Origin of the sequence: Streptosporangium brasiliense (assembly GCF_030811595.1) — a bacterium.
GTDB classification, from domain to species: domain Bacteria; phylum Actinomycetota; class Actinomycetes; order Streptosporangiales; family Streptosporangiaceae; genus Streptosporangium; species Streptosporangium brasiliense.
On sequence record NZ_JAUSRB010000002.1, the window covers coordinates 778,473 to 794,103 of the forward strand.

Here is a 15,631-nt window from a genome sequence, read left to right on the forward strand (position 1 = left end):
CGGCCTGCTTTTACCGCGAAAGCTCCCAGCGAGGACCCTGGGGGGTGTCCTCCACGAGGATCCCGGCTCCGGCGAGCCGGTCGCGGATGCCGTCGGCCGCGGCGAAGTCCTTACGGCTGCGGGCCGCCTGACGCTGCTCCAGGGCCACGCTGACCAGCGCGTCCACCGTCGAGCGCAGGCCCGCGTCCCCGCCCGAGGAGCGCCACTGCTCCGAGCGCGGGTCCAGCCCGAGCACGTCGAGCATGTTCTGCGTCTCGGCCAGCAACCTGGCGACCTGTTCCTTGTTGCCCTGCGCCAGCGCGACGTTGCCCTCGCGGACCACCTCGTGCACCACGGCGAGCGCCTGCGGGGTGCCCAGGTCGTCGTCGAGCGCGTCCACGAACGCCTGGGGCAGCGGCGCGTGCGCGTCGACGTCGTGGATGACCTCGGCCGCACGGGTGACGAAGCCCTCGATGCGCTGGTAGGCCGCGGCGGCCTCGGCCAGCGCCTCCTCGGAGTAGTCGATGGACGAGCGGTAATGAGGGGCCGCGAGATAGTAGCGGAGCTCGACCGGGCGGACCTTCTTGGTCACCTCGGGGATCAGCAGGGAGTTGCCGAGCGACTTGCTCATCTTCTCCGCGCCGATCTTGAGCATGCCGTTGTGCATCCAGTAGCGCGCGAAGCCGTCACCGGCGGCCTGCGACTGGGTCAGCTCGTTCTCGTGGTGCGGGAAGATCAGGTCGACGCCACCGCCGTGGATGTCGAAGGTCCCCCCGAGGTATTTCGTCGCCATGGCGGAGCATTCGAGGTGCCAGCCGGGACGGCCACGGCCCCACGGGGTCGGCCAGGTCGGCTCGCCGGGCTTCTCGCCCTTCCACAGCGCGAAGTCACGCGGGTCCCGCTTGCAGGTGTCGGTGTCGGTGTCACCGGCGGCCCGCAGGTTCTCGAGCCGCTGGTTGGACAGCGAACCGTAGCGGTCGGCGTAGGACATCACGTCGAAGTAGACGTCGCCCCCGGCGGCGTAGGCGTGGCCGGCGGCGATCAGCCGCTCCATCAGCTCGATCATCTCGGGCACGTGGCCGGTGGCCCTCGGCTCGACGGTCGGCGGCAGGCAGCCGAGCACCTCGTAGGCCCAGGTGAAGGCGCGCTGGTTGCGCTCGGCGACGACGAACCAGGGCACGCCCTCGTCCGCCGCGACCCTGATGATCTTGTCGTCGATGTCGGTGACGTTCCGGCAGAAGGTCACCTCGTAGCCCGAACGGGTCATCCAGCGGCGCAGCACGTCGAAGTTGACGCCGGAGCGGATGTGCCCGATATGCGGGGGAGCCTGCACGGTCGCGCCACACAGGTAGATCGACGCCCGGCCGGGCTCGACCGGGACGAATTCGCGGACCGTACGTACGCTGGTGTCGTATAGGTGCAGGCTCACGAAGGAAAGGCTAACGCCTTACCTGGCCTCATAAGCCGGGTTACGAGACGTTGAAGTTGCCCAGGGGTGTCTTTTGTAGTCATTAACGGCGAATGCCACCCGGCCTCTTGACGGAACAGGCCCCGGCGTCTCGACGGCTCACCCTTGGTCTCTTGACGGATCGACCGCGCCCGGCGCCCTGTGTCGGATCATCCTCGCAGGTAGACCCGCTCGGGTATGACGCGCACGATCAGCCGCTCAACTCCCGGGTGCGCCTCCGCCCAGGACTTGCCGGTGTATTTGTGCGACAGCTCGTCGATGAGCCCGCCGGTGGGGTCCTCGGTCACGGTGACCTTGCCGCGCACCTCCGCGTAACGGTAGGGGTTGGCGTGGTCGACGACCACGATCGTGGTCCGCGGGTCACGCGCGAAATTGCGGTCCTTGCGCCGCCCCCTGACCGTGGAGAACACGATGTCGTCGCCGTCGGTCTTCACCCAGACCACGCTGGCCTGCGGGCTGCCGTCGGCGTTCAGGCTCGTCACGGTGGCGAAGTTCGCCCCGTCGAAAAGCGTGCGCACATCAGCGGACAGTTCTGGCATGTCTCTCCCCAATCCCAACTTGGCTCCATCGATCATGCCAGGTGCCGATTCTGTAGGCTCGAAGCGCCATGGACGTCAAATCCCCCGCGGCGGCAGGCTCGGTCTCCCGCCCGTCCCCCGCCCCGTCCCAGCCCGCCGAGCCGAGCCGGGCCGCCGTGGCCCTGCGCCGCGCCGGGATCGCCGTCGCCGGAGTCGGCGTGGCCGGGCTCACCGCCGCCGCGTGCGTGCTCTCCTTCCAGGACCTGCGCGCCCTCGCCCTCGCCGGCGAGGCCGACCCGCGCTTCGACTACCTCTATCCGGCGGCCTTCGACGCGCTGCTCGCCATCGCGATGATCGGTGTGCTGCTGCTGCGGGGCGGGCGGTGGCTGGTCCGCCTGCAGGCGGGGGTGGTCCTGACACTGCTGTTCGCCGCCGCGGCCGCCGCCGAGGTGACCACGGCCGTACGGGCCACGGTGGACGCCCGGCAGGCGGCCGTGGTGGTGGCCGTCGCCCCATGGGTGATGCTGCTCCTCGCCCTGTGGCTCTGGCTCCTGCTGATCAAGCACGCCGCCGCCCGGCGGACCGCCGCCGACGCGGCGTCGGCGGGCCACGGCCGTGACATCGTGCCGTTCCCGGAGGCGGACCTGCCGACCGCGGAATACCCGGCCCAGCCGGACCGGTCCGCCCGGACGCGGCCCGCACCGCCGGCCCGGCCGGACCAGTCCGCCCAACCCGCCCAGCCGGCCCTGCCGGTCCAGCCCGGTCAGCATCCCTCGGTCGAGGTCGCGCTCGACCCGCAGGCCGCCCCTCCGCTGGAGTCCGTCCCGCACCACGACCTCCCGCCCACCGAGCCGGTGGTCGGCCCCACCCCCGCGCCGGAGACCCCCGAGGTCGACGAGCTTCCGGAGGCCCCCGGCGCCCCCGCCCCGGCTCCCGGACCCGCCAAGCCCATGCGCTGGGGCGATCTGGTCCGGCCCCGTCAGGGAGATCTGCTCGTCCACCCGCCCCGCCCCGCCGTACCGGAGCAGCCCGAGCCCGAGAGCCGGGTCAGCGAGCGGGTGGAGACCTGGGACGCGGGCGCGGAGCCCGCGCGGGAACCGGAGGCCGAGGTCGGCGACCTCGACGCCGACACCCAGCCGATCCGCACGATAGCCGGGGAGCCGTCCCCTTCCCGGTCCTCCGCCCAGTCCTCTGACTCGGCTCCGGACCCGGATCCCGCGCACGGCGCCGAGGCCGCCGACCATGAGGAGCGCGCCGCGGCGGCGGCCGACGTGCCCGGTCCACACGACGAGGACGGCGCGGAGACGGCGGCCGGGCACGGGGCAGACGGAAAGGACGAGAAGGACGAGAAAGATGGGAAGGGCGGGGAGGCGGCCGCGCCGCCCTCCGGGCGGATGCGCAGCACGCCCACGCCACCGGAGGAGTGAAAACCTGCCCCGACCGTGCTCCACGCCCACGCCAACGGAGGAATGAGGGCCTGACCCCGGCCCGCACCACCCCTGCCCCGGACCGGGGACCAGGCGGGCACGAGGGCGTCTCGGAGTGCCCGTGGACCGGTACGGCGGTGGTCTCGGGATGCCCGCCGACCCTACGGCAGGGCGTCCGCCATGGCGCCCGTGGGCTGGTACGGCAGGGGTTTCGGCATGCCCATCTGCCGTAGGGCAGGGCGTCCAGCATGGTGGTCGCGCACCGATACCGCGAGACGTCTCGGGATGCTCGCCGGCCCTACGGCAGGGCGTCCAACATGGCGCCCGTGGGCCCATACGGCAGGGCGGCTCGGATCCCCGCCGGCCGTACGGCAAGGCGCCGGCATGGTGCCCCTGGGCCCGTACGGCAGGGCGTCAGCGTGGGTGGTGCCGGGGATGCCGGCCGTGCGGCTCTGGGGTCAGTTCCGGGGCCTTGGAGGAGCTGACCCCAGAGCCGCACGGCCGGAGACGGTCCCGACGGGACCACCGCCCGGGACCACCGCCCTGGATCCCCCGCCGCCCTGCCTGGAGCCCGGTTCAGTAAGCCGGGCGGCCGTGGCGGCCGTGGGCCGGGCATCATCGTCGCGGGCGGAGCCGGCCGTGTCCCGGCGGCGTTCTCCGCCCGGTGCTGGACCGGCCCGCAGCTATTCGCTCACACATCGGTGAGCGGCGCCCCGCTGCGGACCGGCGATCTGCTCACCTCCGGGCCCGTGCCGGGATCGGCCGGCGGCCGGACCGGTGTGTCTCCCGGGCCGACCTGGAACGGCCGGGACCCGCTCGGCACGTCTGACGGGGCCGAGCGGGCCTTGCTGGAGGACGGGGACGTCGTGGGCGTCACCGCGTCCGCCTCCGGACCGGAGGGCGTTCAGTTGGGGCCTCGGCGAGGTCGTCGGGGTGGTTCACCCCGCTGTCTAGACCCTGGACCGCTTCAGCCCGGCGACCAGGCCGACGCCGACGATCGCCAGGACGACCTGCATGACGAGCTCGATCCAGTCGATGCCGTTGGTGGTCGCGACGCCGAGAACCTGGGCGATCGCGGTGCCGATGAGAGCCGCGACGATGCCGACGACGATGGTCAGGATCCATCCGATCGCCTGCCTACCGGGAAGCAGGAGACGACCGATTGCGCCGATGACGGCGCCGATGACGATGGCCCCGAGGATGGACTCGATAGTCATGTCAACCTCCCAGTGAAGTGAGGTGAGCCCTTCACTCTCACAAGGAGGTGGCTACCCCCTAGGTCAGGGATATTCCTGGAGACGGCAAAATTTCGGCTCAGCGCGCCTTGCCGGCGCGCATCTGGACGACGAGCAGCACGCCGAGCACCGCCAGCGCGAGCTGGATGATGTGCTCCCACCAGTCGATCCCCCGCGTATTGGCGATGCCGAGCAGGGCGGCGATGAGCGTGCCGACGAGCGCGGCGACGATTCCGACGACGAGCGTCACCCCGATCGAGAGGTTCTGCCGCCCCGGAATGATAAGACGTGCCAGAGCTCCGACGATGGCCCCGATGACGATCGCGGAAATAATCGATCCAATCATGCCTTGCTCCCCCGGTGACGAGACATGGTCAATAGGGAGCTACCCAGGGCATTCACAGATCATTCGATAAAAAAGGGGTGGCCCGTACCGCGCCAGTAAACGGGCCACCACCTGAATGTGCCGACGAGCATTACACGCCGCCCGCCGGAACGCTTTCGCGTTCCGTATTAGATGACGCCTGAACCCGGCAGCAGGTTCACCACAATCGCGGTCGCCATGGCCGCCACGCCCTCGCCGCGCCCGGTGAGCCCCAGGCCGTCGGTCGTGGTGGCGCTGACGCTCACCGGGGCGCCCACGGCCGCGCTGAGGGCCTTCTCGGCCTCCGTACGGCGGGGTGCCAGCTTCGGCCGGTTCCCGATCACCTGGACGGCCACATTGCCGATCTCGAAACCGGCGGCGCGGACCTTCCGGGCGGTCTCCTCCAGCAGGGCGGCGCCGGAGGCTCCTGCCCATCGAGGGTCGGAGGTGCCGAACAGACCGCCGAGATCGCCAAGACCCGCCGCCGACAGCAGCGCGTCACAGGCGGCGTGGGCGGCGGCGTCGCCGTCGGAGTGACCGGAGAGACCCGTCTCGCCCGGCCAGTACAGGCCCGCGAGATGCAACTCGCGGCCGGATGCGAACGGGTGGACGTCGACTCCGACGCCCACCCGTGGAAATGTCGTGTTCAGGAGTTGAGAACCTCGTCGAGCAGGGCTTCGGCCTTGTCCTCGTTGGTCTTCTCGGCGAGCGCGAGCTCGCTGACCAGGATCTGCCGGGCCTTGGCCAGCATCCGCTTCTCTCCTGCGGAGAGCCCGCGTTCCTTGTCTCGTCGCCACAGGTCGCGAACGACCTCGGCCACCTTGTTGACGTCACCGGACGCCAGCTTCTCCAGGTTGGCCTTGTAGCGGCGGGACCAGTTCGTGGGCTCTTCGGTGTGAGGCATGCGAAGCACGTCGAAAACGCGCTCAAGGCCTTCTTGGCCGACGACATCGCGAACACCCACGAGTTCGGCGTTGTCAGCCGGCACCTGGACGGTAAGGTCGCCCTTGTCGACCTTGAGAACCAGGTAGGTCCTTTCCTCACCCTTGATGGTCCGGGTCGTGATTGCCTCGATCCGAGCAGCCCCGTGGTGGGGGTAGACGACAGTGTCGCCGACCTGGAAAGTCATGTGACAAGTACCCCTTCCGCTGTACTCAAGAGTACCACGTATCCACAGCCTCCCGGAACAGTGAAATCACCATAACTGCAGGTCAAAGCGGCATTTTAAGGCTTGACAAGCGCCCGCCTGTATGAATCAAGGGTGAGAAAAGCGCCTATGACCTGCGCTCCCCGCCTCCCGACGATCAGGTGGGCCGCCGGAAAACCCGGCAAAGACCACGGATAGGGTTGGCTCTGCCCTACCTCTTGTGTGACAAGGAGAACTCGCACCGTGACCCGCAACAGCCGTCACTGGGCGATCGCCGCCGCCGCGTTCCTCGCAGCCGCCCCGGTCCTGGCCGGCTGTGGTGCCGGATTCGACGCGATTACCAACAAGCCCTACTCCCCGACCGAGGCGCTCACCGTCAAGGTCCAGGGGATCGACATCTCCCAGGCCTTCTTCCTGGGCCCCGACTCCGGCGCGACGCTGCCGGCCGGTGGCACGACGCCGCTCTACCTGTCGGTGGTGAACACCAACAAGGGCCCCGACAGGCTCCTCGGCATCGGCGTCGACCCCGCCCTCGGCACCGCCAAGGTCACCGCAGCGGTCGACCTCCCCGCCGAACAGCGCGTGAGCGTGGGCAAGCCCACGCCCGCGATCACGATCGAGGGGCTCAAGAAGCCGCTCCGGGGCGGCGAGAGCATCCCGGTGCAGCTGCAGTTCGCCAACGCGGGCCTCATCCCCCTCAACATCCCGGTCATCACCCGCAGCCGTGAGTTCGCCCAGCTCCCGCAGGCTCCGGGCGCCACCGCGGCCCCGACGCCGACGCCTACGCCCTCCGCCACCGAGGAACACGCCGAGGGCGACCACTGAGCAGCCGGACACGCCGGGGGCGACCGCCGAGAGCCCAGCACGCCGGTAGCGACCACTGAGCAGCCCGGCACGCCGGGGCCGACCCCGAAAGGGGGCCCGCCCGCACGCGCGTGCGGGCCTCGGACAACGCGTGTGAGGGCCTCAGGCAAGGCGTGAGGCCCTCGGACAGACAGGAAGGGGGGTGTACGGCCCGCAAGGCCGTACACCCCCCTTTTCCGTGTCCAGGAGGCCCTCAGTCCTCGGCCGGGTCGAACTTGTAGCCCAGCCCGCGGACGGTGAGGATGCAGCGCGGGTTGGAAGGGTCGGACTCGACCTTGGCGCGCAGCCGCTTGACGTGCACGTCCAGGGTCTTGGTGTCGCCCACGTAGTCGGCGCCCCAGACCCGGTCGATGAGCTGGCCGCGGGTGAGCACCCGGCCGGCGTTGCGCAGCAGGACCTCCAGCAGCTCGAACTCCTTCAGGGGGAGCTGCACCTGCTGGCCGCGGACCGCGACGATGTGCCGGTCCACGTCCATCCGGACCGGTCCGGCGGCCAGCACGGCCGACTCCACCTCCTCCACGTCGCCCTGACGGCGCAGCACCGCGCGGATGCGGGCCACCAGCTCCCTTGAGGAGAACGGCTTGGTCACGTAGTCGTCGGCGCCGAGCTCCAGCCCGACGACCTTGTCGATCTCGCTGTCCTTCGCGGTGAGCATGATGACGGGGACGTTGGAGCGCTGGCGGAGGGAGCGGCAGACCTCGGTGCCGGGCAGGCCGGGCAGCATCAGGTCGAGCAGCACCAGGTCGGCGCCGTTACGGTCGAAGGTGTCCAACGCCTCGGGGCCGGTGGCCGCGACCGCGACCTCGAAGCCCTCCTTGCGCAGCATGTACGACAGGGCGTCGGAGAACGACTCCTCGTCCTCGACAACAAGCACGCGAGTCACTGCGCGGCCTCCAGGGGGATGGTGGTGGTACCGGGTACGGCTACCGCCATGCCGCCGAAGGCGGGCAGGCGGAGAGTGAAGGTGGAGCCCGAGCCTTCCTTGCTCCACACCGTGACCGCGCCGTTGTGGGCGGCGGCGACGTGCTTGACGATGGCCAGGCCGAGACCCGTGCCGCCGGTGGCGCGCGAGCGGGCGGCGTCGACGCGGAAGAAGCGCTCGAAGATCCGCTCCTGCGCGCTCTCGGGGATGCCGATCCCCTGGTCGCTCACGCTGATCTCGACGGATTCGGTGTGGGCGCCCGCCGCGCGCGCGCTGACCACGACCCGGGTGTGCTCGGGGCTGTAGGCGACCGCGTTGTCGATGAGGTTGCGCAGCGCGGTGACCAGGAGCTCGTCGTCACCCCAGACCTGCAGCCCCTCGGCGCCGCCGGCGACGAGCGTGATGTCCTTGGCCGCCGCCGTGGTGTTGCAGCGGTCGATGGCCTCGTGCACGGCCTCGTCGATCGGGACCGGCCCCGGGGTGGGGATGGGCTCGGCCCCCTGGATCCTGGAGAGCGTGATGAGGTCCTGGACCAGGTAGGTGAGGCGGGCGGCCTCGTGCTGCATGCGCCCGGCGAAGCGGGTGACCGCCTCGGGGTCGTCGGCGGCGTCCTGGATGGTCTCGGCCAGCAGCGACAGCGCGCCCACCGGCGTCTTGAGCTCGTGGCTCACGTTGGCGACGAAGTCGCGGCGGACCGCCTCGACGCGCCGGTGCTCGGTCTGGTCCTCGGCGAGCACGAGCACCTGGCCGTGCGACCCCAGCGGGGCGACCCTGACCGCGAAGTTGGTCGACTCCTGGCCGAACTTGTGCCCGGCCACCTCGATCTCGCTCTCACGGATCTCGCCGTCCCTGCGTACCTGCCTGGCCAGCGCGAGCAGTTCGGCCGCCATCATGTGGTCACCTCTGACCAGGCCGAACGCCCGCGCGGCCGAACTGGCCCGCAGCACCCGGTCCTCCTTGTCGAGCACGACCGCCGAGGACGGCAGCACGGCCAGCACCGAGGCGACACCCTGGGGCAGCGCACCGGGCTCGACGCCGTCCACCGGCGTCATCATCCGTCGCTGTCCCACGTTCTGGCGGACGACCATCACGGCCAACGCTCCCACGACGAAGCCGGCCAGTGCGGCCAGACTCGCCACCAGCTCACTCACGTGGTCCTCCTGTCGGCTTCACGCCCTTGATGGTAGGCGCGGGTTCAACCGTTCAGGCAGCTCACGAGGGCGTGACCGTCGCCTTTCCCACAAAGTTCACTTTACGGTCGAGGTTCGTTCACTGTCGCGCGCGTACGTTGAGGCTCATGCGCGACGTCTACCACGAAGAACTCGATGCCCTCACAGACCGGCTGGTCGAGATGACCCGTCTGGTGAGGTCGGCGATCTCCCGGGCCACCACCGCCCTGCTCGACTCCGACCTCCAGCTCGCGGAGAGCGTCATCTCCCATGACGAGGAGGTCGACCGGATCTTCGCGGAGATCGAGGCGTCGATCTTCGATCTGATGGCCCGGCAGCAGCCGGTGGCCGTGGACCTCCGGATGATCATCGTGGCCCTGCGGATGGGCACCGACCTGGAGCGGATGGGCGACCTGGCCGAGCACGTCGCCAAGGTCGCCCGGCTGCGCCACCCGGACTCGGCGATCCCCCCGGAGATCCGCTCCACCATCCTGGAGATGGGCCAGATCGCCGAACGCCTGATCACCAAGACGGGCAGCTGCATCGCCTCGCGCGACGTGGAGTCGGCCCTGGAGCTCGAGGCCGACGACGACGCGATGGACAAGCTGCACCGCAGGCTGTTCAAGATCCTGATGGACGAGGACTGGAAGTACGGCGTCGAGCCGGCCATCGACGTGACGCTGATCGGCCGTTACTACGAGCGCTACGCCGACCACGCGGTCCGCGTCGCCCAGGACGTGGTCTACCTGGTGACCGGCTCCCGGACGCAGGACCTCGACACTCTGTGAGCCCCCTGGGGCCGCCTCCCGGAGCCGCGGGGGCCCGCTGAGACCCGGCGGGAGACCTCCGGAAGGCCCGGAAAGCCCCGGCCGCCCAGAAACCCGACCATTACGAGAAACCGCCCCAAGAACCCCCGAGAACCCCAATAACCCCCGAGAAGCCCTGAGAAGAGGAGAAGGGCCCGCCGACCGGCGGGCCCTTCTCCGTCTCTGTCGCGTCGCTGTCTCTGTGTCCGGCGCGTCTCTGTGTCTCTGTCGCGTCCCTGTCGCCCGCTCCGCGCGGGCCCGCCCGCCGTACGGCCTAGGCCCCTACTTGCCCTGGTTGGCCACGGCCTCGATGGCGGCCGCGGCGGCCTCGGGGTCGAGATACAGGCCGCCCTTGGCGACCGGCCGGAAGTCGTCGTCCAGCTCGTAGCGGAGCGGGATGCCGGTGGGGATGTTGAGAGCGGCGATCTCGTCGTCGCCGATCCCGTCGAGGTGCTTGACCAGCGCCCGCAGGGAGTTGCCGTGCGCGACGACCAGGACGGTCCGGCCCGCCGACAGGTCCGGCACGATCTGGTCGTACCAGTAGGGGAGCATGCGCTCGACGACGTCCTTGAGGCACTCGGTCCTCGGCAGCAGCTCGTTCGGGAGCGACGCGTAGCGCGCGTCGCCGAGCTGCGAGAACTCGTCGTCGTCGGCGATCGGAGGCGGCGGGGTGTCATAGGAGCGGCGCCAGAGCATGAACTGCTCGTCGCCGAACTCGGCGCGGGTCTGCGCCTTGTCCTTGCCCTGCAGCGCGCCGTAGTGGCGCTCGTTGAGCCGCCACGACCGGGTGACCGGCAGCCAGAGCAGGTCGGCGGCGCCGAGCGCGAGGTTGGCGGTCTGGATGGCCCGGGTCAGCACCGAGGTGTGCACCACGTCGGGCCGCACTCCGGCGTCGAGCAGCAGCTGCCCGCCGCGCCGCGCCTCCTCCTCGCCCTTGGCCGAGAGCCCCGCGTCCACCCATCCGGTGAACAGACCCTTAGCGTTCCACTCGCTCTCACCATGCCGCAGCAGCACCAAAGTCGCCATACGGACAGCTTAGTGGGCGGCCCCTTCAGCGCTCGGGGTCGGCGAACCGGGCGAACGCCTGGAGGTTGGCGAGCGACTCGCCGCGCTTGGCGCGCCACTCCCACTCCCGCCGGATCGAGGAGGCGAAGCCCAGCTCCAGCGCCCGGTCGAAGCCCTCGTCGGAGTAGGTGAGCACGCAGCCGAGCAGCCGGTCGATCTCCTCCTCCGAGACCGCCGCCAGCGGGACGCGGCCGACCAGGTAGACGTCGCCGACCGGGTCGAGGGCGAAGTGCACGCCGTACGTGGAGCCGTTCTTGGTCAGCAGCCAGCGGTAGAACTCGGCGTGGTTCTCGTCGGGCTGGCGGCAGAAGAACGCCTCCACGTGCAGGGCCCGGCTCCCCAGGATCAGCCACGTCATGGTCGCGAGTTTGTGCTGGCCGGGGAGCTTCACCAGGAAGGATCCCGGCCGGGGCTCCTCGTAGGAGACCTCCGCGCCCTTCAGCGCCGCCTCGATCACATCGCGCATGCGCTCAGCCTACGAGGCTCCCCCGGCCGACGCGCATCGCCCTCCGCGCGCCGGCCCCGGGCGGCGCCCGCTACGAGTTGACCGCGATCGGGGTCTGGTACAGGTTCGCCATCGCCCCCGCGTACACCTCGGCGAGCCGGGCCGCGGTGGCCGACCAGCCGAAGGCCGCGGCCTGGGCCACCGCCCCCGTCGAGAGCGTGTCGCGCCAGGCCGGACGGTGGACGAACCGGCTGAGCACCCGCGCCCAGTCGTCCGGGTCGTGCCCCTCGACGAGCACCCCGGAGACGCCGTCGCGCACGGCGGTGCGCAACCCTCCCACGGAGGCGGCGGCGACCGGCGTGCCGCACGCCTGGGACTCCAGGGCGACCAGGCCGAACGACTCGTTGTGCGAGGGGACCACCGTCACGTCGGCCGCGCGGTACCAGTCGGCCAGCTCCTGCTGGGGCGCCGGCGGGACGATCCTGACCACGTCGGAGATGCCCAGCGAGGCGGCCACGTCGGTGAGGTAGGAGGGCCGGGCCAGGCCGTTGCCGCTGGGGCCGCCGACGCAGACGACGACGAGCCTCGGCCGGAGCGAGGGGTCGTCGATGAGCATCCGGGCCGCGGCGCGCAGCAGCACGTCGGGGGCCTTGAGCGGCTGCACGCGTCCCACGAACAGCAGCACGTGGGCGTCCTGCGGCAGGTCGAGCCGGTGACGGGCCGCGCCCTTGGACGCGGGCTGGAAGACGCTGAGGTTCACTCCGGGGTTGACGACCTCGACGCGGCCGGGGACGGCGCCGTACAGGTCGATGAGCTCCTGGGCCTCGGTCGGGGTGTTGGCCACCAGCCGGTCGGCCACCTGGACGACCTGCTCCTCGCCCAGCACGCGGGCGGTCGGCTCGGGCCTGTCGTCCTCGGCGAGCAGGAGGTTCTTCACCTTGGCCATGGTGTGCATGGTGTGCACCAGCGGCACGCCCCAGCGTTCCTTGGCCAGCCAGCCCACCTGGCCGGACAGCCAGTAGTGGGAGTGGATCACGTCGTAGCGGCCCGGGTCGTACGTGGCCTCGGTGCGCAGCACACCCGACAGGAAGCCGCAGAGCTGGCCGGGCAGGTCGCCCTTGTCGAGCTCCTCGTACGGCCCGGCGGTCACGTGGCGGACCGACACCCCCGGGGTGATCTCAGCGACCGGCGGAAGGTCACGGGACGTCTGCCGGGTGAAGATCTCGACCTCCACCCCGAGCTGGGCCAGACGTTTGGCCGCCTCCACGATGTAGACGTTCATGCCGCCCGCGTCTCCGGTCCCCGGCTGGTCCAGGGGGGACGTGTGCATGCTGATCGTCGCGACCCGGTTGACCCGCCGTCGCCTCACCGACACCACCTCCGAGGGGGATATAACCACCCAATAGTTCGTCACATTCCCGTCATGTGGACGCGCTGGGAGGGACGGCCGGCGGCCCTGGCAGGATTGGGGGCCATGAACAGGACAGCAGTGGTGACGGGCGCCAGCAGCGGGATCGGTGAGGCGACGGCACGCCGTCTGGCCGCGGAGGGGTTCGACGTGGTGGCCGGCGCGCGGCGCCGGGAGCGGCTGGACAAGCTGTCCGCCGAGGTGCCCGGGATCCGCGCGGTGACGCTGGACGTGACCTCGCAGGAGTCGGTCGACGAGCTCGCCGCCTCCCTGGACCGCTGCGACGTGCTGGTCAACAACGCCGGCGGCGCGGTCGGCCTGGAGCCGGTGGCGAGCGGGGACGTGGCCGACTGGCAGATGATGTACGACACCAACGTGCTCGGTTCGCTCCGCGTCACCCAGGCGCTGCTGCCCCGCCTCGTCGAGTCCGGTGACGGCGTGCTGGTGATGCTGACCTCGGTCGCCGGGCTGGTCTCCTACGAGGGCGGCGGCGGCTACAACGCGGCCAAGCACGCCCAGACCTCCATGGCCGAGGTGCTGCGGCTGGAGCTGTGCGGCCAGCCGGTCCGGGTGGTCGAGGTCGCCCCCGGCATGGTCCACACCGAGGAGTTCTCCCTCAACCGCTTCCGGGGCGACTCCGCCGCGGCCGACCGCGTCTACCAGGGCGTCCCCGGCCCGCTGTCGGCCGACGACGTGGCCGACGCCATCTCCTGGTGCGTCACCCGCCCGGCCCACGTGAACATCGACCGCCTGGTCATCCGCCCCCGCGCCCAGGCCGCCCAGCACAAGATCCACCGCGTCTGACCGTGCGCAGACCGGTCGGCGAGATCACCCGGGGGACGACGGGCCACAACCGGCTGCGGCGGGCCGACCGGTGGATCGCCGCCGCCCACGGCCGCCTCCTGCGCTCGGCGGACCGCCCGCTGGTGGTCGACCTGGGGTACGGGGCCTCGCACACCACGACCCTGGAGCTGTTCCTGCGGCTGCGGAGGGTCTGCCCCTCGGTCGAGGTCGTCGGCATCGAGATCGACCCGGCCAGGGTGGCTGCGGCCAGGCCGTACGAGCGCCCCGGGCTGTCCTTCGCGCTCGGCGGCTTCGAGCTGCCGGTGAGCCGGCCACCCCTGCTGGTCCGGGCCTTCAACGTGCTCAGGCAGTACGGCGAGGCCGAGGCGTGGGACTACTGGGCGATGCTGCGGGAGAGGATCGCCCCGGGCGGGGTGATCGTCGAGGGCACCTGCTCGGAGGTGGGCCACCGCGCGGTCTGGGCCGGGCTCGACGCCTCCGGCCCGCGGACCCTGACCCTCTCCGCCCGGTTCGACGCCTTCGAGCGCCCCTCCGACCTCGCCGACCGCCTGCCCAAGACGCTGATCCACCGCAACGTCCCCGGCGAGCCCGTCCACGCCTTCCTGCGCGACTTCGACCACGCCTGGGCGGTCAACGCCCCCCTGGGGTCCTACGGCTCCCGCCAGCGCTGGATCGCCGCCGTGCGGATGCTCTCCGGGACCTGGCCGGTGGCGACGCTCCCCCCGCTCGGCGGCCGGTCGCGCTGGCGGCTGGGCGAGCTCACGCTCCCCTGGGAGGCCGTCGCCCCCGGCCCTGTCAGGCGGTCCGGTTAGGGTCGGTTCCATGCCCGAATTGCGTTTTGTCACTGACCCCGAGCTCACCCCCGAGCTGATCGACGAGCTCGTCGACTGCTGGACCGATGTGAGCAACGCGGGTGGATCCGTCGGCTTCGTCCCCCCGGTCACCGCCGACGACATCCGGGCGACGGCCGAGGCCGCGTTCGCCCGCTGCGGTGACGACGATCACCTGGTGGCCGGGTTCGACGCCGAGGGCCGGGTGGCCTGCTGGCTGATCCTGGGCGACGCCGGGTCCTGGCTGCGGGCCCACTGGCGCTGGGTGCTGCGCGTGATGGTCCACCCCAAGCACCAGGGCAGGGGCTACGGGTCCCGGCTCATGGGCGCCGCGGACGCCGCCGCCCGCGCCCTGGGCGTCGAGGCGCTGCACCTGACCGTCCGCGGCGGCACCGGGACCGAGCGCTTCTACGCGGGGCTGGGATACGTCGAGGCCGGCCGCATCCCCAAGGCCATCCGGCTCGCCCCCGGCGACGACCGCGACGAGATCTACATGGTGAAGTCCCTCTGAGGGGCCCTCTCCCGGAGGCCGGGGCGGGCGCCCTCCGGCGGCGCCGGCCGTACTGACCGCGGGGGGTCGAGTACGGCTAGCCGAGCGACCGCTCGAAGGCGGCGTGGGCCGCCGCGTCGAACAGCACGAACCTGACCTCGACGACGCTCGTGGACGCCCGCCGTACGGTGGACAGCGCGATGCGGGCGCCGTCGTCCATCGGCCAGCCGTAGATGCCGGTGGAGATCGCGGGGAAGGCCACGGTCGCGGCGCCCAGCTCGTCGGCGACCCGCAGCGACTCGCGGTAGCACGAGGCGAGCAGCTCCGAGCGGTCCTCGGCGGCCGAGTGGACCGGGCCGACGGTGTGGATCACCCAGCGGGCGGGGAGCCTGCCCGCCGTGGTGGCGACCGCCTGTCCGGTGGGCAGTCCCGCGCCGTAGTGCGACGCCCGCAGCGCCCGGCACTCCTGGAGGATCTCCGGTCCGCCGCGGCGGTGGATGGCCCCGTCCACGCCGCCGCCGCCCAGCAGGGAGGAGTTCGCCGCGTTCACCACGGCGTCGACGTCCTGCTCGGTGATGTCCCCCTGGACCAGTCTGATCTCCATGATGATGCGACCCTACGCGACGGCCGGTCCTCTCGTCGGATCTCGCCCCCGCCGGCTCCGCGCCTCCGGCCACCCGGACTCGACAA

The 15,631-nt window shown here is 71.3% G+C and carries 18 protein-coding genes; 6 read left to right on the forward strand and 12 right to left on the reverse strand.

Annotation, left to right across the window (positions count from 1 at the left end; translation table 11 throughout):
• Positions 1-10: 10 nt before the first annotated feature.
• Both cysS and J2S55_RS11965 read right to left on the reverse strand, forming a co-directional pair.
• Complete coding sequence (gene cysS, locus J2S55_RS11960; protein ID WP_306859815.1) at positions 11-1,408, reverse strand: cysteine--tRNA ligase; 1,398 nt, start codon at positions 1,406-1,408, stop codon at positions 11-13.
• Positions 1,409-1,596: 188 nt separating this feature from the next.
• Positions 1,597-1,986 (reverse strand): PPOX class F420-dependent oxidoreductase, encoded by a 390-nt coding sequence (locus tag J2S55_RS11965; RefSeq protein WP_306859817.1) that lies wholly within the window; start codon positions 1,984-1,986, stop codon positions 1,597-1,599.
• A gap of 68 nt (positions 1,987-2,054) precedes the next feature.
• Between J2S55_RS11965 and J2S55_RS11970 the strand changes: the two genes are divergently transcribed.
• Positions 2,055-3,392 (forward strand): hypothetical protein, encoded by a 1,338-nt coding sequence (locus J2S55_RS11970; protein WP_306859819.1) that lies wholly within the window; start codon positions 2,055-2,057, stop codon positions 3,390-3,392.
• 950 nt (positions 3,393-4,342) lie between these two features.
• Here the strand turns inward: J2S55_RS11970 and J2S55_RS11975 are convergent.
• From J2S55_RS11975 to J2S55_RS11990, 4 genes are all read right to left on the reverse strand, one after another.
• A complete protein-coding gene (locus J2S55_RS11975) occupies positions 4,343-4,609 on the reverse strand; it encodes a GlsB/YeaQ/YmgE family stress response membrane protein (RefSeq protein WP_189792333.1) in 267 nt (88 codons plus the stop codon).
• A 97-nt stretch (positions 4,610-4,706) separates the two neighbouring features.
• Entirely contained in the window at positions 4,707-4,973 is a 267-nt protein-coding gene (locus J2S55_RS11980; RefSeq protein ID WP_306859822.1) for a GlsB/YeaQ/YmgE family stress response membrane protein, read from the reverse strand.
• 167 nt (positions 4,974-5,140) lie between these two features.
• The gene (gene ispF, locus J2S55_RS11985; protein WP_306859824.1) at positions 5,141-5,620 is read right to left on the reverse strand and encodes a 2-C-methyl-D-erythritol 2,4-cyclodiphosphate synthase; all 480 of its coding nucleotides are present in this window, start codon (positions 5,618-5,620) and stop codon (positions 5,141-5,143) included.
• A gap of 17 nt (positions 5,621-5,637) precedes the next feature.
• Positions 5,638-6,120 carry a CarD family transcriptional regulator gene (locus J2S55_RS11990; protein ID WP_012887713.1) on the reverse strand — a complete coding sequence of 161 codons (483 nt, stop codon included), beginning with the start codon at positions 6,118-6,120 and terminating at the stop codon, positions 5,638-5,640.
• Between the two features lie 261 nt (positions 6,121-6,381).
• On the opposite strand from J2S55_RS11990, the gene J2S55_RS11995 reads away from it, so the two are divergent.
• The gene (locus J2S55_RS11995; protein ID WP_306859831.1) at positions 6,382-6,963 is read left to right on the forward strand and encodes a copper chaperone PCu(A)C domain-containing protein; all 582 of its coding nucleotides are present in this window, start codon (positions 6,382-6,384) and stop codon (positions 6,961-6,963) included.
• Between the two features lie 232 nt (positions 6,964-7,195).
• Here the strand turns inward: J2S55_RS11995 and J2S55_RS12000 are convergent, their stop codons facing one another.
• Positions 7,196-7,876, reverse strand: coding sequence for a response regulator (locus tag J2S55_RS12000; protein ID WP_470097000.1), 681 nt, complete (start codon positions 7,874-7,876; stop codon positions 7,196-7,198).
• A gap of 5 nt (positions 7,877-7,881) precedes the next feature.
• On the reverse strand, positions 7,882-9,066 hold the full coding sequence (locus J2S55_RS12005; RefSeq protein ID WP_370879774.1) for a sensor histidine kinase: 1,185 nt from the start codon (positions 9,064-9,066) through the stop codon (positions 7,882-7,884).
• A gap of 155 nt (positions 9,067-9,221) precedes the next feature.
• On the opposite strand from J2S55_RS12005, the gene phoU reads away from it, so the two are divergent.
• Positions 9,222-9,881, forward strand: coding sequence for a phosphate signaling complex protein PhoU (gene phoU / locus J2S55_RS12010; protein WP_306859834.1), 660 nt, complete (start codon positions 9,222-9,224; stop codon positions 9,879-9,881).
• A gap of 300 nt (positions 9,882-10,181) precedes the next feature.
• Here the strand turns inward: phoU and J2S55_RS12015 are convergent, their stop codons facing one another.
• From J2S55_RS12015 to mshA, 3 genes are all read right to left on the reverse strand, one after another.
• On the reverse strand, positions 10,182-10,925 hold the full coding sequence (locus J2S55_RS12015) for a phosphoglyceromutase (RefSeq protein ID WP_306859836.1): 744 nt from the start codon (positions 10,923-10,925) through the stop codon (positions 10,182-10,184).
• 25 nt (positions 10,926-10,950) lie between these two features.
• A complete protein-coding gene (locus J2S55_RS12020) occupies positions 10,951-11,430 on the reverse strand; it encodes a type III secretion system chaperone family protein (protein WP_306859838.1) in 480 nt (159 codons plus the stop codon).
• Between the two features lie 70 nt (positions 11,431-11,500).
• Positions 11,501-12,784 carry a D-inositol-3-phosphate glycosyltransferase gene (gene mshA / locus J2S55_RS12025; protein WP_306859840.1) on the reverse strand — a complete coding sequence of 428 codons (1,284 nt, stop codon included), beginning with the start codon at positions 12,782-12,784 and terminating at the stop codon, positions 11,501-11,503.
• A gap of 99 nt (positions 12,785-12,883) precedes the next feature.
• On the opposite strand from mshA, the gene J2S55_RS12030 reads away from it, so the two are divergent.
• From J2S55_RS12030 to J2S55_RS12040, 3 genes are read left to right on the forward strand one after another with little or no spacing between them, the layout of a single operon-like run.
• The gene (locus tag J2S55_RS12030) at positions 12,884-13,621 is read left to right on the forward strand and encodes an SDR family oxidoreductase (protein ID WP_306859842.1); all 738 of its coding nucleotides are present in this window, start codon (positions 12,884-12,886) and stop codon (positions 13,619-13,621) included.
• Positions 13,622-13,623: 2 nt separating this feature from the next.
• A complete protein-coding gene (locus J2S55_RS12035; protein ID WP_306859844.1) occupies positions 13,624-14,433 on the forward strand; it encodes a class I SAM-dependent methyltransferase in 810 nt (269 codons plus the stop codon).
• 10 nt (positions 14,434-14,443) lie between these two features.
• Positions 14,444-14,962 carry a GNAT family N-acetyltransferase gene (locus J2S55_RS12040; RefSeq protein ID WP_306859846.1) on the forward strand — a complete coding sequence of 173 codons (519 nt, stop codon included), beginning with the start codon at positions 14,444-14,446 and terminating at the stop codon, positions 14,960-14,962.
• 76 nt (positions 14,963-15,038) lie between these two features.
• Here the strand turns inward: J2S55_RS12040 and J2S55_RS12045 are convergent, their stop codons facing one another.
• Positions 15,039-15,545 carry an O-acetyl-ADP-ribose deacetylase gene (locus J2S55_RS12045; RefSeq protein WP_306859848.1) on the reverse strand — a complete coding sequence of 169 codons (507 nt, stop codon included), beginning with the start codon at positions 15,543-15,545 and terminating at the stop codon, positions 15,039-15,041.
• Positions 15,546-15,631 lie beyond the last annotated feature (86 nt).

Coding starts and splice junctions, on each gene's coding strand:
- J2S55_RS11980 (WP_306859822.1), bottom strand. CDS start 4,973: ATGATTGGATCGATTATTTCCGCGATCGTCATCGGGGCCATCGTCGGA.
- J2S55_RS11990 (WP_012887713.1), bottom strand. CDS start 6,120: ATGACTTTCCAGGTCGGCGACACTGTCGTCTACCCCCACCACGGGGCT.
- J2S55_RS11970 (WP_306859819.1), top strand. CDS start 2,055: ATGGACGTCAAATCCCCCGCGGCGGCAGGCTCGGTCTCCCGCCCGTCC.
- J2S55_RS12030 (WP_306859842.1), top strand. CDS start 12,884: ATGAACAGGACAGCAGTGGTGACGGGCGCCAGCAGCGGGATCGGTGAG.
- J2S55_RS12015 (WP_306859836.1), bottom strand. CDS start 10,925: ATGGCGACTTTGGTGCTGCTGCGGCATGGTGAGAGCGAGTGGAACGCT.
- J2S55_RS11975 (WP_189792333.1), bottom strand. CDS start 4,609: ATGACTATCGAGTCCATCCTCGGGGCCATCGTCATCGGCGCCGTCATC.
- J2S55_RS12040 (WP_306859846.1), top strand. CDS start 14,444: ATGCCCGAATTGCGTTTTGTCACTGACCCCGAGCTCACCCCCGAGCTG.
- J2S55_RS12020 (WP_306859838.1), bottom strand. CDS start 11,430: ATGCGCGATGTGATCGAGGCGGCGCTGAAGGGCGCGGAGGTCTCCTAC.
- J2S55_RS11965 (WP_306859817.1), bottom strand. CDS start 1,986: ATGCCAGAACTGTCCGCTGATGTGCGCACGCTTTTCGACGGGGCGAAC.
- phoU (WP_306859834.1), top strand. CDS start 9,222: ATGCGCGACGTCTACCACGAAGAACTCGATGCCCTCACAGACCGGCTG.
- J2S55_RS12045 (WP_306859848.1), bottom strand. CDS start 15,545: ATGGAGATCAGACTGGTCCAGGGGGACATCACCGAGCAGGACGTCGAC.